Source organism: Myroides sp. LJL115 (assembly GCF_054871665.1).
This window is the reverse complement of sequence record NZ_JBTXLS010000047.1, coordinates 1-23,628: the sequence shown is the minus strand read 5'-3', so window position 1 is coordinate 23,628 and position 23,628 is coordinate 1. Positions and strand designations below refer to the sequence as shown.

Below are 23,628 nucleotides of genomic sequence, written 5' to 3'. Positions count from 1 at the left end.
CCTTCATTAGGTAACATTCATTTACTACTCATTTAAATTAAGTTCAGTCCTTCAGTATTTCGTAAGACTTCTTGGTATTGCCAAGCTTGTATCCATACCTACTATGACTTCTGCTGACTTCTTACAGCAATTGTTATCCATAGTTCTGTAAAAAAAAACTTTCCTATGTCTGTAAGACCTCCCCAGGTAAGAACAGTAACTTTCCCCTCATATACCTGCTATATTTACCCTAAATATCTCCGTACAACTTTGGACTTCAGTTTGTTTAGCAACCTTATCCGATATTATTGAGCCTGATATAGTTTCTGTTCGTCAGGTCAAGGGTTTGCCTAGCGCTTCCTTCAGATTCCACCTTGCGATGGACACCCTTGCATTTGGCTAACACTTCCCGTTGTAAAGGCGTGTTCGGGACTTACACCCTAGAGTTACTACCCATGCTGGGCACACTAAAAATGGGACTGTCTCACAATGGGAGACAGCCCCATTTTTGTTTAATAAATATCGTATCTCACTTAGGATTATTTAATTTTAGATATAACTATACCTAATAAATTACTTCTGAATGACAGCGAAGTAATCTTTATGAGATAATCTCACTTTTTTTTATATCTATCCAAATAATATCTAAAATAAAAATGAGTCTAGTGATTACTAGACCCAAATTAAAAAGAGTGTAAATCCTCGGCCAACAAACATGCCTCGGCATCATTTTCTTTACAGCAATAAAGTAAGATTGTCCAACAAACAAAAAAAACATTTACCTTCCAAAGGTTACCACTGACTCAAACTAGGTTACCTTTGGATTTATTACTATTCTTTAGACAACAAAAGTAGAAAAGGTCACATTTAATCTTTAAAAAAAAATCAGCTTACAAACCCAAAGGCTAAAGCTGATTTCTTTACGTTTGATCTACTTCTATAAAAAGCTGGTTTTTCTAAGCAAGATTGCCTCTACACAAACCCTAGAGTAGAACAAGGAATTTATAGAAAAATAAAATAATTGACTTGATTAACAAACTGGAGTATCTTGAACAAACAAACTCATTGTTTTTGGAGATAAAAAACTAATATCCAACCCTAGCCCCCTTACAATAAACAACATACCAAATAGAACAATTAAAATAGGGTAATATTTTAAAATAGCATTTCTAAGTTTAGGAGTAAATAAATCTCTTACTAATAAAATAGTGCTCAATAAAGGGATAGTTCCCAAACCATATACAAACATATAAAGTCCTCCTAACCAGATATTCTGCATTGCTAAAGCTCCAAACAGGGCTACATAAACCATTGCGCAGGGTAAAAAGCCATTAAAAAAACCTATGGTGAACAAAGAGCGGTAACTCTTTTTTTTAAACTGAGCACCCAACTTCATTTTTAAATATTGTACAAGGCGAAATACTGGTTTTAAAAAACCTAACTTGCCCAATTTTTGGACTGGTACCAAAACATATACAATCATCATTATTCCCACAAGAATAGATAATTGCTGTTGCAGACCAGCTAGGAAAAACCCTTTGCCTAATAATCCAAAAGCCAGCCCCATTAAGCTATAACTAAAAAGCCTACCTAAATGATAGGTACAAAGTTGCAAGACTCTAGTGGTATGATTGCTTGTATGGATTGGCAAAACCATTACAATTGGCCCACACATCCCTATACAATGTAAAGAACTAATTAGGCCGAGAAGCAAGGCAGAAATAAGCAATATTTACAATTTTAAAAAGGTTTCCAATTAATTTTCTCTACACTTCTATACTCGTTTCCTTGGTAGTTCCATTCCACTACTAAATCCCACCTACCTTGAAGTAAATCTTTTTCACTAATATGCATACTAGCATCTGGAAGTACGACAATGTCCTTATTAAAATCTAATTTTTCATTAGAAGGTCTGTAAAAGTATATTTTTCCTTTTACTTGTTCTGGTTGAAATTCAATAGGAAAATCTAAAGTGATTCCCTGTGGATTTTGCTTGATTACTAAAGGATGTTGTAAAGCTAATGCTTTAGTTTCTCTTTGGGCTTTACCATCGATTTCTAACTCCTGTTGATAGTAATCTTTGGTTACTAATTCGTTGTCATATCTAGAGTCAAATTGAACTCGTATAACATATTGCAAAATGAAAATCATAAATAGTCCCATTGCAATAACTAATCCTGTACCAAAATTAAATTTCATTGTATTATTTTTTAAAATATATTAATCCATTACTCTAGGACCTAAAAAGTTAGTTTTTGTACTTTGCATTAAAGTATCGTTTTGATATAAATCCAAACGTATTTTGGTGTTATGGCTTTGTATCAAAGCTTGAGGAATTTTAATAAGTAATACTCCTTGAGCAAATTCATCCTTATTTACAGTAATAGTGTTATTTCCAATTACCTCCACTTTTCCTTGGGATGGTACCACTAGATTAAAATGTAAATTATTAAAGTCCTTATTGGTTTTATTTACAATTTTAAAACTGTACATATTCCCGATAGAATCTCTTTCATGGGTAAAACCTTGTCCAGCAACCCTTAAAACAGTAGCTTCTAAATCGGTCCTTAAAAACAAAAGACCAATCATTAATCCAATCAAAATACTTAAAATAGCAATATATCCTTTCTGCCTTAAAGTAATTTTGAACTTCTCCCCTTTGGAAATCTCATCTTCAGAGGCATATCTAATTAATCCTTTTGGTAAGTTAACTGCCTCCATCATATGATCACACTCATCTATACATGCTGTACAGTTAATGCATTCTAACTGAGTTCCATTTCTAATGTCGATTCCAGTAGGACAGACATTCACACATTGAAAACAATTGATACAATCTCCTAATCCTTCAGCACTTCTGTCTTGATTCTTTTTAAATTTAGCTCTACCATTCTCTGCCTCTCCTCTTACATAATCATAAGCAACTACGGTAGATTTATTATCCAAAAGCACTCCTTGTAATCGCCCATAAGGACATGCTATTACACATACTTGTTCTCTAAACCACGTAAAGACAAAGTAGAATACTAAAGTAAAAATTAGCAAACCTATAAAGCGTCCTAAATGATTAGCTGGGCCTTCTTGTATCATTTGTAAAATGACATCGCTCCCAATAATATAAGCTAAAAAAACATTCGCAATTAAAAAGGAAATAACAAAAAAGATGAACCATTTAAAAAGTCGCTTCTTAATTTTCTCTGCATTCCATGACTGCTTTTCTAATCGAATCTGAGCCCCTCTATCCCCGTCTATCCAATACTCAATTCGTCTAAAAACCATTTCCATAAAAATGGTTTGTGGACAAACCCAGCCACAGAACAAACGTCCAAAGGAAACTGTAAATAGGGTAACAAAAACCACACAAATTATAAGCGATATTACAACTAAATAAAAGTCTTGTGGCCAAAATGGAAATCCAAAAATGTAAAACTTACGATCAATTACATTGAATAAAAATAGTTGATTACCGTTAATTTTAATGAATGGAGAAATAAAAAGCAAAGTGATAAGTACATAACTTACAATCTTCCTTTTATTATAAAACCATCCTGATGGCTTTTTGGGAAAAATCCAAACGCGCTTTCCATCCTCACCAATAGTATGGATAGAGTCTCTAAAACTTTCATCATTATGTGGTAGCATACTTTATACTTTTTTACATTAAATAGCCCTTAGAAAACCTGTGTAATGTTGTTATAAAATCTAAAGAGTAAAAGTTTTTTGGTTAGTAAAACAGTAGAATAAGCCACCTTATTCCACTGTTTGTCCTTTTCTTTTTCATAGATAAACCTCCTACCCTTAAAAGATAAAATAGTTTTTTTGTACTAACCTTAAAACCTAACCTTTATTTTTGATAGCCAAAGCAGCGTTTATACTTGCTGCTTTAGCCTAATCCTTTACATTCAAATAGCCTTAATTGGAAGCCTGCGGCGCCTGTTCAGCATCTTCTATTACTTGTTCCATATCTTGATGATCCACCTCTTCTGATAAGTCTCCAGCTTGCTCTTCGATTAATAAATCTTTAGCAGACCAAATAATATTCCCTTCTGCTTCTTTTGCATCTGGTGGATTACTACCACTTAAACTAATCACATAAGAAGTTAACTGCTCAATTTGTGTAGGTTTGAGCATCGTTTTCCAGGGTATCATTCCCATATTAGGCCTTCCACCTTCTGATATAGTATGGAAAATATCTCTTACTCCACCACCTAAAATCCAATAATCATCCGTTAAGTTAGGTCCAATAGACCCACCTCCATCTGCTTTATGGCAGGCAATACAATTTTGATCAAAGAGCTTTTTACCTTGAGCTAAATTAGACTCGTCCATTAAATATACTGCTGTATCCCAAGACAACCTATCCCCTGCTGTGCTATTGTAAATATCAATTTGCTCCTTTGCTTTTGCCATTTCCTTGTCAAACTCCGTTATTTGGTTGTCTCCTCCAAAAACTTCAAAGCGCAATAGGTAAATCACTGCAAAAATTACTGTGGCATAAAAAAGCCCAACCCACCAAGGTGGTAAGTCATTATCTAACTCTTTAATTCCATCGTAATCATGATCTAGAAGCAAATTATTTTCTTGCTCAGGAGTTTTATCCCCTGTTAATTTGACCATAAACTTCTTAACCCATGGTAAATCAAAAAAGGACTTTTGTTGCTGCTTTTCTCTTTGAGCTAATTCCTCAGGAGTCATCAAACGATCTAATACTTTATTAGTAGCTGCATTTACTATCTCAAAGGTAATTTGAGCAAAGGCAAACAAACCGATTAATAGTAGTACCGAAGGATAGGCCATAAAAGCAGGCCTACCATCAGGTGACTTTATAATCCAATTGATTCCTATAAAAAATATAGCAAACAATAAGGGTACTCTTACATATATTGGAAAATACTTTTTCATGATTTTGGTGAATTAGAATCAACATTACATTTTTCATCATCCATTAAAGGTATATTACTCAATTCCTCTATGGTTTCCTTTTTATAGGTTGCAACCCAAATAAAAAGACCTACAAAAAAAGTGAAGAAGATGATTAAAGAAATAATTGGATATATTTCAATGCCTTCGATGGTCTCCATATTGTGTTTAATAAACTTTAGCATATCGATTCATTTATTAAATTATTCTTCAACTCTTTCTTTAATATCTGTTCCTAAACGTTGCAGGTAGGCAATCATAGCTACAATCTCTCTTTGGCTCATTGGCACAAACTCTTGATTATTAGCTAAAGCACGCTGCTCACTAGCTTGGATACTTTTCACATATTCAGGATCTTTCTCTAAGTTAGTAGCGATTTGCTCACTTTGAATTCTAATAGATTCGTAAGCATTTTCAATATCTTGATCGCTATAAGGAACTCCTAAAGTTCTCATTACTTCCATTTTCTTCTGAATGGTAGAGTAATCGGCATTTTTATTTGCAAATAACCATTTGTAACCAGGCATAATAGAGTTAGGAGAGGTACTTTGTGGATCAAACATATGGTTGTAGTGCCAGTTGTCAGAATATTTTCCTCCTACGCGCTGTAAATCTGGTCCTGTACGTTTAGAACCCCATAAGAATGGATGATCATATACAAATTCACCACTCTTAGAATACTCACCATAACGCTCTACTTCAGATCTAAATGGACGAATCATCTGAGAGTGACATCCGACACATCCCTCTCGAACATATAAATCCCTTCCTTCTAGCTCTAAAGGAGTATATGGTTTAACACTAGCGATAGTAGAAATGTTTCCTTTCACAAATATGGTAGGTAGTATTTCAATAGCACCACCTATTAAAATAGCAATAGTAGTAAGTACAGTAAATTGAACTGGTCGTCTTTCCAACCAAGAGTGCCAAGCTTCTCCTTTTAAGCGCCCAGCAGAAAGGTTTTGTAGCGCAGGAGCCTGTGCAAGCTCATCTTCAATAGTTTGTCCTTGACGTACCGTCTTATAAATATTATAAATAAGGGCTATAACTCCTATTAAATACAAACTTCCTCCAATAGCACGCATTACGAACATCGGCATAATTGCAGTTACAGTATCTAAAAAGTTCCCATAAGTTAATGTTCCATCAGGATTGAATTCTTTCCACATCAAATGCTGTGAGAATCCAGCTACATACATTGGAATACAATATAAAACGATTCCTAAAGTACCAATCCAAAAATGGAAATTAGCCAAAGCAGTAGAATATAATTGGGTTTTCGCCATTCTAGGTATTAACCAATAAATCATACCGAAGGTAAGAAATCCGTTCCACGCTAAAGCTCCAACGTGAACGTGAGCAATAATCCAGTCCGTGTAGTGAGCAATTGCGTTCACATTTTTCAATGATAACATTGGTCCTTCAAAAGTAGCCATACCATATCCAGTAATTGCAACTACGAAAAACTTTAATACTGGATCTACACGTACTTTATCCCAAGCCCCTCTTAGGGTTAAAAGACCATTAATCATACCCCCCCAAGATGGTGCTATAAGCATTACAGAGAATACAACCCCAAGATTTTGAGCCCATTCAGGTAAAGCAGTATATAGTAAGTGGTGAGGTCCAGCCCAGATGTATAAAAAGATTAAAGACCAGAAGTGAATAATAGATAAACGGTAAGAGTAAATTGGACGATTGGCTGCTTTAGGTAAATAGTAATACATTAAACCTAAAAAGGGTGTAGTTAAGAAAAAGGCTACGGCATTATGTCCATACCACCACTGTACTAAAGCATCTTGTACCCCAGCATATATCGAATAAGATTTGAAAGCGCTAACGGGAAGTTCTAATGAGTTAACAATATGTAAAACACCAACAGTTACAAAAGTGGCTAAGTAAAACCAAATAGCTACATATATATGGCGCTCTCTTCTCTTTAAAATGGTCATTACCATATTAACACCAAAGGTAACCCATATAATTGCTATAGCTATGTCGATTGGCCACTCTAACTCCGCGTACTCCTTTGAAGTAGTAAGACCTAAAGGAAGGGTAATTACAGCGCCAACTATAATTAACTGCCATCCATAAAAATGTAATTTGCTTAAAAAATCGCTATACATTCTTGCTTTACATAAGCGTTGTAAAGAATAGTAAATTCCGGCGAAAATAGCATTTCCGACAAAGGCGAATATCACCGCATTGGTGTGTAAAGGTCTAAGTCTACCGAAACTTAACCAAGGAATTCCATCGGTTATATTGGGAAAGATAAACATCACTGCTAAAACTAATCCCACTAGCATACCTACAGCTCCAAAAAGAATCGAAGCATAGATAAATTTCTTTACAATTTTGTTGTCATAATAAAATTGTTGCACTTCCATAGTTGTTTATATTTGATTTTCTTTTTTAATTTCTATTTTACTAATGTCCTTTTTTTTCGACTCTAAAGGTTTTTCTTTCCTTAATTCATCATCAAACAACATTCTGACTGATGGGGTATAAGAATCATCGAACTGCCCATCCTTTACAGACCTTATAAATAGATATAAGAAAACCCCTGCAACAATAACACTTATACAAATTAAGAAATATATAACACTCATGTCTAAAACTTTATAGTCCAAAATTAACACAGTATAATGGCCTAAAACATGATAATCGTCAGTTTTGCTATATTTATCTTTACTTTGTTCTAATTATTTTTTTCGCATAATAATTAGTCAAAATACTAACGCAACTAATGATAGTCACTGTACTTATAGGCATTAAAATAGCAGCCACTAATGGAGACATTTTATTACAGATAGACACTGTAATTCCTATTACATTGTAGCTTAAAGCTAATATATAACTAAATTTTATAATTTTAACAGAAATTTTTGAATAATTAAGATATTTTTCCAAATAACTAAAGTTAACAGAGTCTAAAATAGCATCACTTGCAGGAGTAAAAACATTAACATCTTCTGATACAGAAATACCTACATCACTCATTGCCAATGCACCAGCATCATTCAATCCATCCCCCACCATCATAACATTGCATTTATGTTCTTTCAATTTTTTAACAAAATCTAATTTTTGCTCTGGTTGCTGATTGAAAACCAATTGAACACTAGAGGGAAGCATCTTACTAAGTATTTGATACTCACCATCATTATCACCAGATAAAACCACCAATCGATATCCTTTTTTATCCAATGAACGGAATAATTCAACGAGTCCTTTTCTGTAGTGATTCTCAAAAATAAAGTGTCCTTTATAGTGTCCATCTTTTTCAATATGCACTAAAGTCTGGGAGGTAGAAAGAACTTTTTCATCCGCTAATAATGCTTTTGAGCCAATAGTGTAACGATGTCCGTTTATTACCCCAATTAAACCTTTTCCTTCTAACTCTTGGAATTCTTGTGGTTTTTCTAATACATCACTTTGTAAAAAAGTATACAACTTTCGAGACAAAGGATGATTAGATCCGCGTATAATACTTTTAATATCTGCAATTTCTTGCTGATTTAACTCCTCTCCATGATAAGAAATCACACTATTGGCTCCAGTGGTTATAGTACCTGTTTTATCAAAAACTACAGTATCGACTTTGGCCATTTGTTCTACAACAGTGGCATTTTTTAAGTATAATTTGTTTCGACCATATATTCGTATTGCATTCCCCAAAGTAAAAGGCGCACTTAACGCTAAGGCACAAGGACATGCTACAATTAAAATAGCTGTAACTACGTTAAAGGCGATGCTCCAACTTACAAAAGCCCAACCTATTAAAGCTAGCAAAGAGATTAATAGCAATGCTGGCGTAAAAAAGTGACTTATACGATCGGTAATTGTTCTGTATTTAAAATCTACTTTCTTTTGAAATACATCATTACTCCACAATTGAGTTAAATAACTTTGTGAGACAGTATTGATTGCTTGTATTTCAATTAAGTCCCCTTTTTGTCTACCTCCTGCAAATAATTTATCGCCACTGACTTTTTCAACAGCCATAGCTTCGCCGCTAACAAAGCTATAATCTAAAAAAGCCCTTGGACTTAGTAAGATTGCATCCACTGGGATTAATTCTTGGTTGCGAATAATAAGGCGATCCCCTTTTTTAATTTGATAAACTTGAATGGGCTCTTCCTTCATATTTTGATCCACCTTAGTTACAGCAATAGGAAAATAGGACTTATAATCTCTTTCAAAAGATAAAAAGTTATAACTCCTTTGTTGGAACAACTTACCTAGTAACATAAAGAAAACCAACATGGTCATACTGTCGAAAAATCCAGGACCTAGATCGAAGACTATATCAATTGTACTGCGAATAAACATGACCACAATACCTAAAGACATAGGGATATCAATGGTATAGTTCCCCGTTTTTATACCTGTCAAAGCAGCCTTATGATAAGGATAAGCACAATAAAAAAACACAGGAAGGGAAATAATAAGGATTAACCAGCGAAAGAAGTCCTTATATTGCTGCATCCAAATATCATCGATGTTAAAATATTCTGGAAAAGAAAGCATCATCACATTTCCAAAGGCAAAAAAAGCCACACCAATACGATATATCAAACTCCTATCAATACTTGGAGGCTTTTTCTCATAATTCTCTAGGGAAATATAAGGCTCATATCCAATGGAATGCAATAGGGTGACTAATTCCTTTAGAGATAGCTCTTTAGGGTTAAAAGTAATGGTTGCCTGTTTTTTAGGAAAATTCACCACCACTTTATTTACATTTGGACTAAGTTTATTTAAATTCTCTAGTATCCAAATACAGGAACTACAATGAATATGAGGAATATACAAGCTCACTAATGCAGTATTACCTTCTTGAAAATCCAATAACTTATCTACAATATCATGGTTATCTAAAAATTCATACTTCCCTTTTAGTTCAGAGACTTTTGCCCCTGCTTGGGACTGTAATTGATAATAATCCTCTAAATCATTACTACTAAAAATTTCATATACCGTTTTACAACCATTACAACAAAACTCCTTTGAATCGAATTTAATTCTATTAAAAGTTGTTATCTCAGTACCACAATGATAACATCCTTTTGCCTCCATATTGCTCTTTTTTTTGTTTTTTACAAATTTGCCTGATTATTACCTTGTAAGATATGATAATTATCATAAAAAAAACCTTATCTTTGAGCAAGAATTTTAACATTTACAACAGTTTTTATGAGCAGATGCGAGCAGTGCGTGATTCGAGAATTTAGTTCACTTAAAGCACTAAGTAGAGATGAGCTTCAAAATATTACCGAAACAAAAACACATTTTATCGTTAAAAAAGGAGATATTTTGTTCGCTGAAGGAGATAATCTTAATGGTGTTTTTTGTATTAAAGATGGCTATTGTAAACTAACTAAATTAAACTCTAACGGAAAAGAAACCGTAATTAAATTAGCCAAAAGAGGAGAATTATTAGGTCAACGTTCTTTAATTAATGAAGAGAACTCCAACCTAACAGCTACTGCTTTGGAGGATATGAATGTGTGCTTTATTCCTAAAAGAGAAATCTTAGAGTACTTTACAGACAACAATAAATTCTCTTTATTAATTACCCGTGATATTTGCAACCACTTAAAGGATGCAGATAAGGATATTGCTGACCATACTCATAAGACTGTAAAAGAAAGACTTGCTATAGTTTTATTAAAACTAGAAGAAATCGGTGGAACAGATCCTGAACATGGTCATTTAAACTTACAACTATCTAGAGAAGATATTGCCAGTATGGTTGGAACAGCTACTGAGAGTTGTATTCGTTTACTTTCTGAACTTAAAAAAGAGAAACTAATTGCTATTTCTGGTAAGAAAATCACTCTATTAGATAAAGATCATTTAAAAAATTTAGCTATTTAATGATACTCTATTTATTTTAACCATAATTGCTAGTAAGATTTATTTTAAATCATAAAATATCTTATTTTCGCATTATGATAAATGAAAATAGCTTAGAGGCGCTACAGCAGATTTTACAGACGCCCAAAAAAATAGCACTTATACCGCACCGTAATCCAGACGGAGATGCAATTGGTTCAACTTTAGGATTTTACCATGTCTTAAAAAATATGGGACACCTCCCTGTAGTAGTTTCTCCTAATGATTTTCCAAACTTCCTTGCGTGGATGCCACAAAGCGAAGATATTTTAATTTTTGAAACCAATAGAAAACAATCCAGCCAAGCTATATTAGACTGTGATTATATCTTCACTTTAGACTTTAATGTCCTACATAGAACAGGAGATCAAATGGGAAGCTTTCTAAGTGAATCAGGCAAACCTTTTGTCATGATTGATCATCATCAAATGCCAGATGATTATGCACAGATAATGTTTTCTAATCCAGAATTTGGTTCTACTTGTGAACTAGTTTATACCATCTTAGAGAAACTAAATCTACTTTCTTACTTAGACAAACAAGCAGCAACCTGTATTTACACCGGTATTGTAACAGATTCTGGTTCCTTTCGCTTTCCTAAAACCACTGCAAATACCCACCGTGTAGTAGGTGAGTTAATTAAACGGGATATTGAAAATCCATCGATTCATAATGCTTTATTTGATAATAGCTCTTATAACCGTTTACAGTTAATGGGAAGAGCTTTACAAAACCTAACTCTTTTACCACAAGACCACACTTCTTATTTATATTTAAGCGATCAGGACTTACGTACTTTCGAGCATCAAAAAGGAGATACAGATGGATTTGTAAACTACGGGTTGTCTATCAAAGGAATTGATCTAACTGCTTTTTTTATTGAAAGAAAAGAAGAGGGAATAATTAAAATTTCCTTTCGATCGCAGGGAAGCTTTGATGTGAATAGATTTGCAAGAGCTTACTTTGAAGGAGGAGGACATATTAATGCAGCAGGTGGTAAATCCCTTCGCTCTTTAGAAGATACAATTGCTTACTTTAAAGAAGTAGTAACTAAACATAAAAATGAATTTTATGGATAATTTGTTTAAATACTGTTTATTATTCTTAGGGGTATTATCCTTGGCTAGTTGTAAAGAAAAACAACAGCCTAGGCCTATTATTGCACAAAACTCGGGTCACATCTTAGCCGAATCTATGCAAAGAAATGCCGATTTAACCCAAGAACAACAAGAGCTATTTCTAAACTATATCCAAAAACATAGCAAAGAACAATATAATCATAATCAAAAGGGGTTTTATTATACTTACCTTCAAAGACATATAAAGGACTCAATAGTAGCTAAACCAGGAGATAGAATTCTTTTTTCCTACCAAGTTAGCGACTTAAAAGACAGTATTATTTACTCTTTTGATGAGATAGGATCACGCTACTATATCATGGATAAAGAAGAAATCCTACCTGTTCTACGCCAAAGTCTAAAATTTATGAAACAAAAAGAAGTTATCAAAGTTTTAGTACCTTCCGAATTGGCTTACTCCTACCTAGGAGATACCAATAAGATTAGCAAGAATCAACCTTTATTATTCACCATAGTATTACAATCAATTCAAAACTAATTAAAAATGAAAAAAATGACAGGTTTACTATTTAGTATAATAGCCCTATTTACGGCATGTACTTCTACACAAAAGACAGACCTTCCCGATGGTCTATATGCGGAAATAATAACCAACCAAGGAGTAATTCTTGCAGACTTAGAATACCAAAAAGCTCCAGTTACTGTAGCTAACTTTGTAAGTTTAGCAGAGGGAGAAAATCCATATGTGGATGAAAAATACAAGGGAAAAAAATATTTTGACAATGTAAAGTTTCACCGAGTTGTTTCAAACTTTGTAATTCAAGCTGGAGATCCAACGGCAACTGGGGCAGGTGGACCAGGTTATGTTTTTATGGATGAGTTTACTCCTGAATTAAGACATGATAAAGCAGGAACCCTTTCTATGGCTAATAGTGGTCCTTATACTAACGGAAGCCAATTCTTCATCACCCATAGAGAAACTCCGCATTTAGATGATATGCATAGTGTATTTGGTTATGTAATCAAGGGAATGGATGTGGTAAATAAAATCAGTGAAGGAACAGATTTTATAAAAGAGATTAAAATCATTAGAGTTGGTAAAGAAGCTAAAAAATTCAATGCTGCTAAGGTGTTCAAAAATGCTATGGTAGAGCAAGCTAAACTAAAAGAACAACAAAATAAAGAGAAAGAACAGCAAGCAAAGGCTCTTGACAAAGTAAAACAAAGCAAAGCTCAAGACTTTAAAGACTTAAAGAGTAAAGCAACTACAACTGCCTCTGGTCTTTCTTATGTAATTACAGAAACACAAAAGGACAACCAAACTCCTGCTATCGGACAAACAATAGGTGTTAACTATGCAGGCTACTTTGAGAACGGTCTTTTATTTGATTCCAACATACCTGAAATCACTAAAGAATATGACATGTTTGATCAAAGAAGGGCGGATTATAATCAATATAGACCAATTCCTTTCAAATATGGCGCTAAAACAGGTTTAATCCCTGGGTTTATTGAAGGTATTGAACAAATGAAAATGGGAGATAAAGCAACAATTTTCATCCCTTCACACTTAGCTTATGGACAAGCAGGTGCTGGACCAATTCCACCAAACACAGACTTAGTTTTTGAATTAGAACTAGTAGAGGATAACTAATCTAACAAAATAGAAAATAAAATGCCCCAAGAGCAATAGTTTTGCTTTTGGGGCATTTTTCATTTACACTTGGTTTATTTTGTTTTCACCCAATTTCCATGACTTACCTATTATCGGCTTGAAGCTATCTATAAACGTCTTTTAAAGAAGTATCTACCTATTAAGCTACTCGTATAAATTAAATTACAAACCTCAGCAAATAGCTCTAAAAGCTTATTTTGCTAAAAATAAAAAAGTGCATAACTATTATGCTATGCACTTTTTCAATATTAATCCTTAACAAAGAGATTTCTTAAGCTTTTTGCTCATTCTCCGCTGGAACTGGAATATCTCCTTTTGTTAAAAATGCGGTTACTTCTTGATCAATCTCCGCTAACGACCTTTGGAATAATTCAAAAGCTTCGAACTTATAAATCAATAGAGGATCTTTTTGCTCGTGTACTGCTAATTGAACCGATTGCTTTAATTCATCCATTTTTCTTAAGTGCTTTTTCCAAGCCTCATCTAAAATGGTTAAAGTGATATTCTTTTCGAAATCTTCAATCAATGTTGCTCCTTGACTTTGGTAAGCTTTCTCTAAATTAGTAACGATATTAATGGTTTTGATTCCATCTGTAAAAGGAACTACAATGCGTTCAAATTGACCAGAATTATTCTCATATACATTCTTAATTACCTTAAAGGCCTCTGCAGCACTACGTCTACATTTCTCTTGGTAACCTTTGTAGATAATTTCGTATTGTTTATTTGCTAAAGTAGTAGGATCTAATTTAACGAAGTCATCTTGAGAAACTACTGCATCATTACCAAAATAACGAATAACATCCATTTTCAGACTATCGTAATCTTGATTCATTTTGTGATTGTTAATAATACGCTCACATAAATCAAACATCATATTGGCAATATCCACCTTTAAGCGTTCTCCAAATAATGCGTGTTTTCTTCTCTTATAGATAACCTCACGTTGAGCATTCATTACATCATCATATTCTAAAAGACGCTTACGAATACCAAAGTTATTCTCTTCTACTTTCTTCTGAGCTCTCTCAATAGACTTTGTCATCATCGAGTGTTGGATTACTTCTCCATCCTCAAGCCCCATTCTGTCCATAATCTTAGCTACTCTATCCGAACCGAATAATCGCATTAAATTATCCTCTAAAGATACATAGAATTGAGAACTTCCTGGATCACCTTGACGACCTGCACGTCCACGCAACTGACGGTCAACACGTCTAGAATCATGTCTTTCTGTACCAATAATGGCTAGACCTCCACGATCTTTCACTTCTTGAGATAACTTAATATCCGTACCACGACCTGCCATGTTTGTAGCAATAGTTACAATTCCAGGTTTACCAGCTTCCTCTACAATTTGAGCTTCTTGTTTGTGTAATTTAGCATTTAAAACATTATGCTTAATTCCACGCATTTTTAAAGATCTACTCAATAATTCAGAAATCTCTACAGAAGTTGTACCAATTAACACTGGTCTTCCTTGTTCAGATAATTCTACAACATCTTCAATTACTGCTCTAAATTTCTCACGAACAGAACGATAAATCTTATCCTCTTTATCCTTACGAGCAATACCTCTATTGGTTGGGATCTCAACTACGTCTAATTTATAAATCTGTAAGAATTCCCCTGCCTCTGTAATAGCAGTACCGGTCATCCCTCCTAGCTTTTTATACATACGGAAATAGTTCTGTAATGTAATAGTAGCAAAGGTTTGAGTTGCAGCTTCGATTTTTACGTTTTCTTTGGCCTCTAGAGCTTGGTGTAACCCATCTGAGTAACGACGACCATCCATAATACGACCTGTTTGCTCATCCACAATCATGATCTTATTATCCATTACTACATATTCTGTATCTTTTTCAAATACAGTATATGCTTTTAGCAATTGAGTTAATGTATGAATACGCTCACTTTTTACCCCGAAATCTTGGAATAATCTCTCTTTGGCTTCAGCTTGCTCGTCTTTATCTAAATGACGCTCTTCAATTTTTGTAATTTCCGTTCCAATATCTGGTAATACAAAGAAGTTTTCATCTGTATCAGAGGATAAAAACTTAATTCCATTATCGGTTAATTGTACTTGGTTATTTTTCTCCTCGATAACAAAGTATAAAGCTTCATCCACTTTATGCATTTCTCTATTGTTATCTTGCATGTACATATTCTCTGTCTTCTGAAGTAATTGTTTTACTCCTTCTTCACTTAAGAATTTGATTAATGCCTTGTTTCTAGGTAAACTACGATAAGCTCTTAATAATAAGAAACCACCGTCTTTTGTGTTTCCTTCACGGATTAATTTTTTAGCATCAGATAAAAATCCATTCGCTAATTTTCTTTGAATCTCTACTAAGTTTGCAACTTTAGGTTTTAATTCATTGAACTCATGTCTTTCTCCTTGAGGAACTGGACCTGAAATAATAAGTGGGGTTCTTGCATCATCAATTAATACAGAATCCACCTCATCCACAATAGCATAATTATGTACTCTTTGTACTAACTCCTCAGGTGTATGAGCCATATTATCACGCAAATAATCGAAACCAAATTCGTTATTTGTTCCATAAGTAATATCCGCAGCATAAGCAGCGCGTCTTCCCTCTGAGTTTGGTTGGTGATTATCAATACAGTCTACTAACATACCGTGGAACTCAAAAATAGGAGCTTTCCACTGACTATCCCTTTTTGCCAAGTAGTCGTTCACTGTTACAAGGTGCACTCCTTTACCAGTTAAGGCATTTAAATACAATGGAGCCGTAGCCACTAATGTCTTACCTTCTCCTGTATGCATCTCAGCAATCTTACCTTGGTGTAATACTACTCCACCAATAAGCTGTACATCGTAATGAATCATATCCCAAGTCACTTGCTTACCAGCAGCATTCCAAGTATTAGCCCATAGAGCTTTATCTCCTTGAATAGTAACGTATTCCTTAGTTTCTGCAAATGCAATATCTTGAGGAGTTGCAGTTACTTCTACAATAGGGTTTTCTTTAAAACGACGAGCTGTCTCTTTTACTACTGCAAAAGCTTCAGGAAGAATATCTAATAGCACTTTTTCTGTGTTATCATATGCTTGTTTCTCTAAAGAATCGATATTAGCATAGATATTCTCTCTTGCATCAATATCTTGAGTTGTTTCTATTTCCGAGCGAAAAGAAGCAATTTTTTGATCCTGATCTGCTCTAGATTGTTGAATTATTTCTTTGAAATAAATCGTCTTAGCTCTAAGTTCATCATTAGACAAGCTAGTTAATGAACTCTCGTGAGATCTAATTTTCTCTATTAAAGGCTTAATAGCTTTGATATCTCTTTCCGATTTATCTCCTACAAATACCTTTAATATATTATTTATAAGACTCATAAATTATATATTTTGCGTTTTTTTGTTATTTACCTTTCAAATGTAAACAAAAAAAAAGCCTTACGTGAGGCTTTTTTTTCATTTCTTATTTCTTAGTACTCATCCTCGTTCCAAAGATAATCTTCGTCAGTTGGATAGTCAGGCCAAATCTCCTCCATTGATTCGTAGATTTCTCCCTCATCTTCGATGGATTGAAGGTTTTCAACCACCTCTAGTGGAGCACCTGTTCTAATTGCATAATCAATAAGTTCATCCTTAGTAGCAGGCCACGGCGCATCACTTAAATAAGATGCTAATTCTAATGTCCAATACATCTCTTTCTTTTTTTAATATTAATGCAAAAATAATTTTTATTATGAAATTAACAAGCATTTTTTATTTTATTTCACACTATTCGAAGAACGTAGCCTTAAAACAAGACCTTTATGGGAAAAGATAACTTTATTACCTTATTCTTCTTTACGCGGAATCCATTTCACTTCCTGCGCTTGTAAGTCAAAGGACAATTTTCGTGCCAAGACAAATAAGTAGTCAGAAAGTCGGTTTAAATACTGAATTGTACTAGGATCAATAGGCTCACTTTGGTTTAACTCTACGCTTAAACGCTCTGCTCTACGGCAAACACAACGCGCTATGTGACAATATGACACCGTTGTGTGTCCCCCTGGTAAAACAAAATGTGTCATTGCAGGTAGGAAAGCATCCATTTGGTCTATTTGTTCTTCTAAAAAGCTAATATCCTCAGGAGTAATCAAAGGAATATTTAATCTCCTTTTTCCATTTTTCAAGATTTCTTTATCTTGTGGAGTAGCTAGTATAGCACCTACTGTAAATAAATCATGTTGAATTTTAATCAATACCTCTTTATATAGAGTATTTATATCTTGATCTCGAATCAAACCTATATAAGCGTTTAATTCATCTACAGTTCCATAACTATCTATTCTAATATGGTGCTTCAAAACACGTGTCCCACCAAATAAAGCAGTAGTACCTTTATCTCCCGTTTTTGTATATACTTTCATGATTGGTTTAAATATTTAAACAACCAAAGTACAACAAAATAATGTATTGTATTTGTGTTTAACTTATTTTATACGTAAATCACTTTCAATAACCCCATCTCTTAGGCGTATAATTCGATGTGCATGAGCTGCAATATCTTCCTCATGGGTAACTAGAATAACAGTATTTCCCTCTTGATGGATAGCATCAAATAAAGCCATAATTTCTACTGAAGTCTTAGAATCAAGGTTTCCAGTTGGTTCATCAGCAAGAATCATCGAAGGCTTATTTACTAAAGCTCTAGCTACGGCAACTCTTTGCCTTTGCCCCCCAGATAATTGATTAGGTTGATGGTCCATCCTATCTTGTAAACCTACTTGAGTTAGAACTTCTGTAGCCCTTAGAACTCTTTCGTCCTTACTTTTACCGGCATAAACCATTGGTAGAGCTACATTGTCTAAAGCTGTTGTGCGAGGCATTAAATTAAAGGTTTGAAAAACAAACCCGATTTGCTTATTTCGAATATGAGCAAGATCATCTTGCTTTAACACACTGACATCCTTCCCATTTAAAAAATAAGAGCCTGAACTTGGCGTATCTAAACATCCTAGGATATTCATCAAAGTACTCTTACCTGAACCTGATGGTCCCATTAAAGCAACATAATCCCCCTTTTTAATCTCTAAATTCACTCCTTTCAAAACACGTACGGTTTCTGAGCCCAACTTAAAATCTCGCTTTATATCTTTTATATCAATGATTAAATTCTTCATAGCTTAAGGTAGATTAATTACATAAGTACTTATTGGTAGACAAATAAGCAATATTGTTACACTAAAATAAGATTATAAAGCTATAAATACAAGAAACCCCTCTAGGATAAATGGAATTCGTCCTAGTATGGAGTTTACAAAATTACATTCTAAGGGTGAAATGTTGTTTTAATTGTTCTTTTCTTTTAAAAGCCAATCCGAAATAATAGAAGTCTATGGTTGCTGTAAAACCAGGATCTTTTTTAATTCTATACCATAAGTCATTTGACTTACTACCTTTTGTTTTATCTAGGATTACTACAGAATCATTATGCATGGCCTCCAATAAAGCCCTTACAGTAATAGATTCAGCATTAGAAGGTCTTTGTACTAGAATAGCATCATAACGCTTTAAATAAGTTAATTGGCTTTGAATTTGATCCACGCCTTTCACATTTATATGCTCAGTGGTTAAAACACATAAAGTTTGGACCTTTAAATAGGACAAAATACGATTAACAAAGACTTTCTTTTTTTTCTTTCCTTTATACTTAGGTTCTTTATGGTAAAGCCCCTTGGTTAATAATCCATATACAAATGGAGAATGTAATCCGTGTTGATTTCCGGATTTATACAAAAACTTTATATAACTATTCCACCTACTCATGGGCTTGAAGATTGCGTTTTTTTAAGACATAAACCAAAAGGTTTATAAAATAAAAAAAGGTATACAGCTAATGTATACCTTTTTGTGACCACGGCAGGATTCAAACCTGCAACCTTCTGAGCCGTAATCAGATGCGCTATTCAGTTGCGCCACGTGGCCTTTATTGGATTGTTTTTTTGCAATGAGAGTTTACTTTAAAAAGTAAACTTTGTGACCACGGCAGGATTCAAACCTGCAACCTTCTGAGCCGTAATCAGATGCGCTATTCAGTTGCGCCACGTGGCCTCTTGCTCATTGCGAGTGCAAATATAGAACGATATTCTGTAAATACAAACCTTCTGCATGTTTTTTTTAAAAGGTTTTTTCGCTTTAAAACTTAACCTTCTTGTTTATAGTTATTTAAACAAGAAAAAAAATAATAATATTTTTTCTTGCTTTTTCAAAACAAGAAGTAAAAGCAGATTTACAAGGATAATTAATTTTAAAATCGATTAAACGGAAACGCCATTAAGAACAAAACAGCGGTAATTATAAAAATCAAAAGAACAAAATAAAAAGGATTAGAGCTAAAGAGTCCAAAGAAAATGAATAGTAAAGTAGCACCACCTCCTGTAATAAAAAAATAATAGGTTTGTTTATCTATATTATGTTCCTCAAAAAAGTCGTCTATTTCTTTATCTTGTCTTTCTTTTTGCTTTATACTTTTCTTTAATTGCTTTTTTTTATCTTTTTTTAAGCGCTTCTTGCTATTAGAAAGATTCCTTTCTTCTGAAAAGGGAACAAAGATCACTATAGAGCCAATAATTAGAACTACTAATAAAAATAAATACAAGTACACCATAGTTATAGTACTAGTTAAACAACAAAAATATTTGCTTAAAATTAAAGGTACTAAAAAATATAGGGACACTTTTTTTAAGTGTCCCTATATTTTTATATTCTGTAACACTAATGTTGATTACTTCATTAATGTCTTTAAAAAATCATCATTATTATCTGTCTTTCGAATGTTCTCTATAATAGAAGTCATTGCTTCCACAGAATTCATATCATCCACATACTTTCTTACTACCCATAATCTTTGCAAAGCCGATGCTGATAGCAATAAATCATCACGTCTTGTAGAAGAAGAAGTAATATCAATTGCTGGATAAATACGCTTATTGGCAAGTTTTCTATCCAACTGTAACTCCATATTACCAGTTCCTTTAAATTCTTCGAAAATCACCTCATCCATTTTCGAACCTGTCTCTACTAAGGCTGTTGCAATAATACTTAAAGATCCACCATTCTCAATGTTTCTAGCTGCTCCAAAGAAACGTTTAGGCTTTTGTAGTGCATTGGCATCTACCCCTCCACTTAATACTTTTCCTGAAGCAGGCTGTACAGTATTATAAGCTCTAGCTAAACGGGTGATAGAATCCAGTAGAATAACTACATCATGACCACATTCCACTAGTCTCTTTGCTTTTTCTAAAACAATGTTTGCTACTTTAACATGGCGATCCGCTGGTTCATCGAAAGTAGATGCAATTACCTCTGCATTTACACTTCTTTGCATATCGGTTACCTCCTCTGGACGCTCATCAATTAATAGAACAATTAAATAAGCCTCTGGGTGGTTTGCAGATATAGCATTAGCTACTTCTTTTAATAAAACAGTTTTACCTGTTTTTGGTGGAGCAACGATCATTCCTCTTTGCCCTTTACCAATAGGAGAAAACATATCCATAATTCGCGTAGAAATTGTGCTTCTTTTCTCATCTAAACTAAATTTCTCATCTGGAAATAAAGGAGTTAAATGTTCAAATGCAACTCTATCGCGAATAGCTTGAGGATCATGTCCATTGATTTTCAATACTTTTACAAGTGGGAAAAACTTCTCTCCTTCTTTTGGAGGACGTACCACTCCTTTTACCGTATCCCCTGTTTTTAAACCAAAAAGTCTGATTTGAGATTGAGATAAATAAATATCATCCGGAGAAGATAAGTAGTTGAAATCCGCAGATCGTAAAAAACCATAACCATCTGGCATCATTTCAAGAACACCTTCACTTTCTATGATACCATCAAATTCATAATCCGGCTCACGAAAAGTATTTTTCTTAGTGGTGGTATTATTAGAGTAATTATTTGTATTAGATTTAGAAGGCGCCTTTTTAGTCACAACCTCAGAATTAGCAGTTTCACCGCTAGTAGTAGAAGGAGTTTGCTCTATGGTAGAAACACTAGATACAGCAGACTCAGAATCTTTTCTATTAAAAGATCCTCTTTGCTCTTTCTTAGAGGACTCTTTGCGGTTATCGGGTTTCTTCTTATTAAACTCTCGTCTATTGCTATCCTTATTATTTATTTTTCCCCCCTCATTAGATCGAACCATATCTCTATCCTGTGATTCCACAGCTTGTACTGCAGTATCTAAAGTTTTTTCCTGGTTTACTTCTTGCTCTTTATCTAAAGCTGTGTTTTCTTTTGCAGGATTATTTAACCTTTTTCTAGGAGCGCGATTTTGTTTATCTGCTCTATCGTTTGGTTTGGCATCACTCTGCACTTGTTCACCTTTAGCCTTAACTCCTGTTCTAGCAGTCTTTTCCTTAGAAAAATTCTCTTTTGGAAGACTCTCCTTTTTATCTTGTGTAGAAGACTGAGGTAAAGCAGCGGTTTTGTGTTCCCCTTTATCTTTACTTGGCTCTTGAGTAGCTTTAGGTGTAGCAGCTGTACTTTTGCTTTTTGCCTTAATACTACTAACTTTAGGTTCTTCCGAAGAAGGTTTTGCCTGTTGAAATGCTATAATCTTAGAGATAAGTAATTCTTTTTTTAACCCAGAAGTTCCTGCTATCTTGGACTTTTTAGCAATATCCTGAAGATCTGCGACCTTCATTTTTTGTAATTCGGAAATATCAAACATAAAAATGTTTATAGATTATGAAATATTGAGTTGATTTTTTCTTTAAATAAGAATAGAAATTAAAATAGAATCGTCGTATTATGAAGAACTTACGACAGAACTAGTGCAATATTACGAATTAATTTTGTAAAACAATAGGTTTTTATCGAAAAGAAACATTATTTTTGTCTTTCAACAATTTAAAATTATGTTACAAAGAATTCAATCCGTATATTTGTTTTTAGCATTTGTAGTGATGGGAGTTTTACCATTTATTTTTCCTCTTTGGAAAAATGCAGAAAATAAAGATGTTTATTTTATGATGGTTAACTTTCTTCCAGTGTTGTTTGGATTATCTGCTGCGCTTTGTGCAGTATCATTTTTAAATTACAAAAACAGAAAAAAGCAATTTGTTTTAAACAGATTGAACATGATATCAAACGTTATACTATTAGGATTATTAATTTATCGAACACTAACTGTATCTGGAGATGCTTTTTCACAAGTATCAGAGAAAGGTATTGGAATGTTCCTCCCGATTATTTCTATCCTGTTACTAGTTTTAGCTAACAGAGCCATTAAGAAGGATGAAGATCTCGTAAAATCTGTGGATCGTTTAAGATAAACCTAACATCTTAGTTATTAGTGCGTTAAAAAACCGAACATTTATTGTTCGGTTTTTTTATTTTTAGGCCATTCGATAATCTCTAAATCTTTGATTTGATTTGCATCAATGTTAAAGCGCAGCATGGTTCTTACTTGATGAAAACCACTTATTCCACAAGCTCCAGGATTCAAATGCAGAATCCCTAGATCCTTATCATATTGTACTTTCAAGATATGGGAATGCCCACAGATGTAGATATTTGGTTTTTGTTGCTGTAATATTTCTTTCACTCTTGGATTGTATTTGCCAGGATACCCTCCAATATGTGTCATAAAAATCTTCATCCCTTCACAAGTAAAAATAACATCCTGTGGGAATTCCATTCTAAGGTCCTTCCCATCTATATTACCATAAACCCCGATTAAAGGTTTGTATTGTTGTATTTGCTCAGCTACTTCTATATTTCCAATATCACCTGCATGCCAAACCTCATCGGCCATCTTTACATATTTTAAAATAGAGTCATCCATATGACTATGTGTATCGCTAAGCAGTAGTATTTTACGCATACTGTATTTTTTAAAAAACTAGGTTTACAAAAATACATTAAATAACAAAACCACCTGGCCTATACCTATACTTTAGTCATCAATCTAAGAGACTTTATCAATCGAGTAGGAGGCTGAAGATTATTTCTTCAGCCGACCTCTCACACCACCTGGCATACGGATCCGTACCAAGGCGGTTCTTAACTTTACGATACTTTTAAGTAGATGTCATGTATAGAAGTATAGC

General features: G+C 33.8%; 21 protein-coding genes and 2 tRNA genes. 5 read left to right on the top strand and 18 right to left on the bottom strand.

The window, feature by feature from the left end:
• Positions 1–1,009: 1,009 nt before the first annotated feature.
• The 8 genes from ACYSNX_RS10995 to ACYSNX_RS10960 all read right to left on the bottom strand — a co-directional run bounded on the left by ACYSNX_RS10995 (position 1,010) and on the right by ACYSNX_RS10960 (position 9,978).
• Entirely contained in the window at positions 1,010–1,708 is a 699-nt protein-coding gene (locus ACYSNX_RS10995; RefSeq protein WP_461754718.1) for a sulfite exporter TauE/SafE family protein, read from the bottom strand.
• Positions 1,709–1,719: 11 nt separating this feature from the next.
• Positions 1,720–2,178 (bottom strand): FixH family protein, encoded by a 459-nt coding sequence (locus ACYSNX_RS10990; protein WP_461754717.1) that lies wholly within the window; start codon positions 2,176–2,178, stop codon positions 1,720–1,722.
• Between the two features lie 21 nt (positions 2,179–2,199).
• A complete protein-coding gene (ccoG, locus tag ACYSNX_RS10985; RefSeq protein ID WP_461754716.1) occupies positions 2,200–3,621 on the bottom strand; it encodes a cytochrome c oxidase accessory protein CcoG in 1,422 nt (473 codons plus the stop codon).
• Between the two features lie 270 nt (positions 3,622–3,891).
• Positions 3,892–4,881 (bottom strand): cbb3-type cytochrome c oxidase N-terminal domain-containing protein, encoded by a 990-nt coding sequence (locus tag ACYSNX_RS10980; protein ID WP_461754715.1) that lies wholly within the window; start codon positions 4,879–4,881, stop codon positions 3,892–3,894.
• Positions 4,878–5,084, bottom strand: coding sequence for a CcoQ/FixQ family Cbb3-type cytochrome c oxidase assembly chaperone (locus ACYSNX_RS10975; protein ID WP_461754714.1), 207 nt, complete (start codon positions 5,082–5,084; stop codon positions 4,878–4,880). Before ACYSNX_RS10975 ends, ACYSNX_RS10980 begins: the two co-directional genes overlap by 4 nt.
• A gap of 18 nt (positions 5,085–5,102) precedes the next feature.
• The gene (gene ccoN / locus ACYSNX_RS10970; RefSeq protein WP_461754713.1) at positions 5,103–7,286 is read right to left on the bottom strand and encodes a cytochrome-c oxidase, cbb3-type subunit I; all 2,184 of its coding nucleotides are present in this window, start codon (positions 7,284–7,286) and stop codon (positions 5,103–5,105) included.
• Between the two features lie 6 nt (positions 7,287–7,292).
• The gene (gene ccoS / locus ACYSNX_RS10965; RefSeq protein WP_461754712.1) at positions 7,293–7,508 is read right to left on the bottom strand and encodes a cbb3-type cytochrome oxidase assembly protein CcoS; all 216 of its coding nucleotides are present in this window, start codon (positions 7,506–7,508) and stop codon (positions 7,293–7,295) included.
• Between the two features lie 79 nt (positions 7,509–7,587).
• Positions 7,588–9,978 carry a heavy metal translocating P-type ATPase gene (locus ACYSNX_RS10960; protein ID WP_461754711.1) on the bottom strand — a complete coding sequence of 797 codons (2,391 nt, stop codon included), beginning with the start codon at positions 9,976–9,978 and terminating at the stop codon, positions 7,588–7,590.
• A gap of 117 nt (positions 9,979–10,095) precedes the next feature.
• On the opposite strand from ACYSNX_RS10960, the gene ACYSNX_RS10955 reads away from it, so the two are divergent.
• The 4 genes from ACYSNX_RS10955 (at position 10,096) to ACYSNX_RS10940 (ending at position 13,530) form a co-directional block, all read left to right on the top strand.
• Positions 10,096–10,779: a Crp/Fnr family transcriptional regulator gene (locus tag ACYSNX_RS10955; protein WP_461754710.1), complete on the top strand. Its 684-nt coding sequence runs from the start codon at positions 10,096–10,098 to the stop codon at positions 10,777–10,779.
• Between the two features lie 74 nt (positions 10,780–10,853).
• The gene (locus ACYSNX_RS10950) at positions 10,854–11,876 is read left to right on the top strand and encodes a DHH family phosphoesterase (protein WP_461754709.1); all 1,023 of its coding nucleotides are present in this window, start codon (positions 10,854–10,856) and stop codon (positions 11,874–11,876) included.
• Positions 11,869–12,414, top strand: a complete 546-nt coding sequence (locus ACYSNX_RS10945; protein ID WP_461754708.1) for an FKBP-type peptidyl-prolyl cis-trans isomerase — start codon at positions 11,869–11,871, stop codon at positions 12,412–12,414. Before ACYSNX_RS10950 ends, ACYSNX_RS10945 begins: the two co-directional genes overlap by 8 nt.
• Positions 12,415–12,420: 6 nt before the next feature.
• Positions 12,421–13,530 carry a peptidylprolyl isomerase gene (locus ACYSNX_RS10940; RefSeq protein ID WP_461754707.1) on the top strand — a complete coding sequence of 370 codons (1,110 nt, stop codon included), beginning with the start codon at positions 12,421–12,423 and terminating at the stop codon, positions 13,528–13,530.
• Between the two features lie 292 nt (positions 13,531–13,822).
• On the opposite strand, the gene secA is transcribed toward ACYSNX_RS10940, so the two are convergent.
• From secA to rho, 9 genes are all read right to left on the bottom strand, one after another.
• Positions 13,823–16,915, bottom strand: a complete 3,093-nt coding sequence (gene secA / locus ACYSNX_RS10935; protein ID WP_461754706.1) for a preprotein translocase subunit SecA — start codon at positions 16,913–16,915, stop codon at positions 13,823–13,825.
• Between the two features lie 92 nt (positions 16,916–17,007).
• Positions 17,008–17,229, bottom strand: a complete 222-nt coding sequence (locus tag ACYSNX_RS10930) for a DUF2795 domain-containing protein (protein ID WP_002986941.1) — start codon at positions 17,227–17,229, stop codon at positions 17,008–17,010.
• Positions 17,230–17,364: 135 nt separating this feature from the next.
• On the bottom strand, positions 17,365–17,940 hold the full coding sequence (locus tag ACYSNX_RS10925; protein ID WP_461754705.1) for a cob(I)yrinic acid a,c-diamide adenosyltransferase: 576 nt from the start codon (positions 17,938–17,940) through the stop codon (positions 17,365–17,367).
• A 63-nt stretch (positions 17,941–18,003) separates the two neighbouring features.
• Positions 18,004–18,693 (bottom strand): ABC transporter ATP-binding protein, encoded by a 690-nt coding sequence (locus tag ACYSNX_RS10920; protein ID WP_461754704.1) that lies wholly within the window; start codon positions 18,691–18,693, stop codon positions 18,004–18,006.
• A gap of 142 nt (positions 18,694–18,835) precedes the next feature.
• Positions 18,836–19,309: a hypothetical protein gene (locus tag ACYSNX_RS10915; protein ID WP_461754703.1), complete on the bottom strand. Its 474-nt coding sequence runs from the start codon at positions 19,307–19,309 to the stop codon at positions 18,836–18,838.
• Between the two features lie 115 nt (positions 19,310–19,424).
• Positions 19,425–19,498: transfer RNA gene (locus ACYSNX_RS10910), tRNA-Arg, on the bottom strand.
• A gap of 52 nt (positions 19,499–19,550) precedes the next feature.
• A tRNA-Arg gene (locus ACYSNX_RS10905) sits at positions 19,551–19,624 on the bottom strand.
• Between the two features lie 196 nt (positions 19,625–19,820).
• Complete coding sequence (locus ACYSNX_RS10900) at positions 19,821–20,171, bottom strand: hypothetical protein (RefSeq protein ID WP_461754702.1); 351 nt, start codon at positions 20,169–20,171, stop codon at positions 19,821–19,823.
• A gap of 126 nt (positions 20,172–20,297) precedes the next feature.
• Complete coding sequence (gene rho / locus ACYSNX_RS10895) at positions 20,298–22,247, bottom strand: transcription termination factor Rho (RefSeq protein ID WP_461754701.1); 1,950 nt, start codon at positions 22,245–22,247, stop codon at positions 20,298–20,300.
• 187 nt (positions 22,248–22,434) lie between these two features.
• Here rho and ACYSNX_RS10890 point away from each other — a divergent pair, with 187 nt between their 5' ends.
• Complete coding sequence (locus ACYSNX_RS10890; protein WP_461754700.1) at positions 22,435–22,851, top strand: DUF4293 domain-containing protein; 417 nt, start codon at positions 22,435–22,437, stop codon at positions 22,849–22,851.
• A 41-nt stretch (positions 22,852–22,892) separates the two neighbouring features.
• On the opposite strand, the gene ACYSNX_RS10885 is transcribed toward ACYSNX_RS10890, so the two are convergent.
• On the bottom strand, positions 22,893–23,402 hold the full coding sequence (locus tag ACYSNX_RS10885) for a metallophosphoesterase family protein (RefSeq protein WP_461754699.1): 510 nt from the start codon (positions 23,400–23,402) through the stop codon (positions 22,893–22,895).
• Positions 23,403–23,628 lie beyond the last annotated feature (226 nt).

Bases quoted from the DNA above. Each gene is read 5' to 3' on its own strand.
- ACYSNX_RS10945 (WP_461754708.1), top strand. From the start codon at position 11,869: ATGGATAATTTGTTTAAATACTGTTTATTATTCTTAGGGGTATTATCC.
- ccoG (WP_461754716.1), bottom strand. From the start codon at position 3,621: ATGCTACCACATAATGATGAAAGTTTTAGAGACTCTATCCATACTATT.
- ACYSNX_RS10990 (WP_461754717.1), bottom strand. From the start codon at position 2,178: ATGAAATTTAATTTTGGTACAGGATTAGTTATTGCAATGGGACTATTT.
- ACYSNX_RS10980 (WP_461754715.1), bottom strand. From the start codon at position 4,881: ATGAAAAAGTATTTTCCAATATATGTAAGAGTACCCTTATTGTTTGCT.
- ccoS (WP_461754712.1), bottom strand. From the start codon at position 7,508: ATGAGTGTTATATATTTCTTAATTTGTATAAGTGTTATTGTTGCAGGG.
- ccoN (WP_461754713.1), bottom strand. From the start codon at position 7,286: ATGGAAGTGCAACAATTTTATTATGACAACAAAATTGTAAAGAAATTT.
- secA (WP_461754706.1), bottom strand. From the start codon at position 16,915: ATGAGTCTTATAAATAATATATTAAAGGTATTTGTAGGAGATAAATCG.
- rho (WP_461754701.1), bottom strand. From the start codon at position 22,247: ATGTTTGATATTTCCGAATTACAAAAAATGAAGGTCGCAGATCTTCAG.
- ACYSNX_RS10975 (WP_461754714.1), bottom strand. From the start codon at position 5,084: ATGCTAAAGTTTATTAAACACAATATGGAGACCATCGAAGGCATTGAA.
- ACYSNX_RS10955 (WP_461754710.1), top strand. From the start codon at position 10,096: ATGAGCAGATGCGAGCAGTGCGTGATTCGAGAATTTAGTTCACTTAAA.
- ACYSNX_RS10920 (WP_461754704.1), bottom strand. From the start codon at position 18,693: ATGAAGAATTTAATCATTGATATAAAAGATATAAAGCGAGATTTTAAG.
- ACYSNX_RS10885 (WP_461754699.1), bottom strand. From the start codon at position 23,402: ATGCGTAAAATACTACTGCTTAGCGATACACATAGTCATATGGATGAC.
- ACYSNX_RS10960 (WP_461754711.1), bottom strand. From the start codon at position 9,978: ATGGAGGCAAAAGGATGTTATCATTGTGGTACTGAGATAACAACTTTT.
- ACYSNX_RS10940 (WP_461754707.1), top strand. From the start codon at position 12,421: ATGAAAAAAATGACAGGTTTACTATTTAGTATAATAGCCCTATTTACG.
- ACYSNX_RS10950 (WP_461754709.1), top strand. From the start codon at position 10,854: ATGATAAATGAAAATAGCTTAGAGGCGCTACAGCAGATTTTACAGACG.
- ACYSNX_RS10890 (WP_461754700.1), top strand. From the start codon at position 22,435: ATGTTACAAAGAATTCAATCCGTATATTTGTTTTTAGCATTTGTAGTG.
- ACYSNX_RS10925 (WP_461754705.1), bottom strand. From the start codon at position 17,940: ATGAAAGTATATACAAAAACGGGAGATAAAGGTACTACTGCTTTATTT.
- ACYSNX_RS10930 (WP_002986941.1), bottom strand. From the start codon at position 17,229: ATGTATTGGACATTAGAATTAGCATCTTATTTAAGTGATGCGCCGTGG.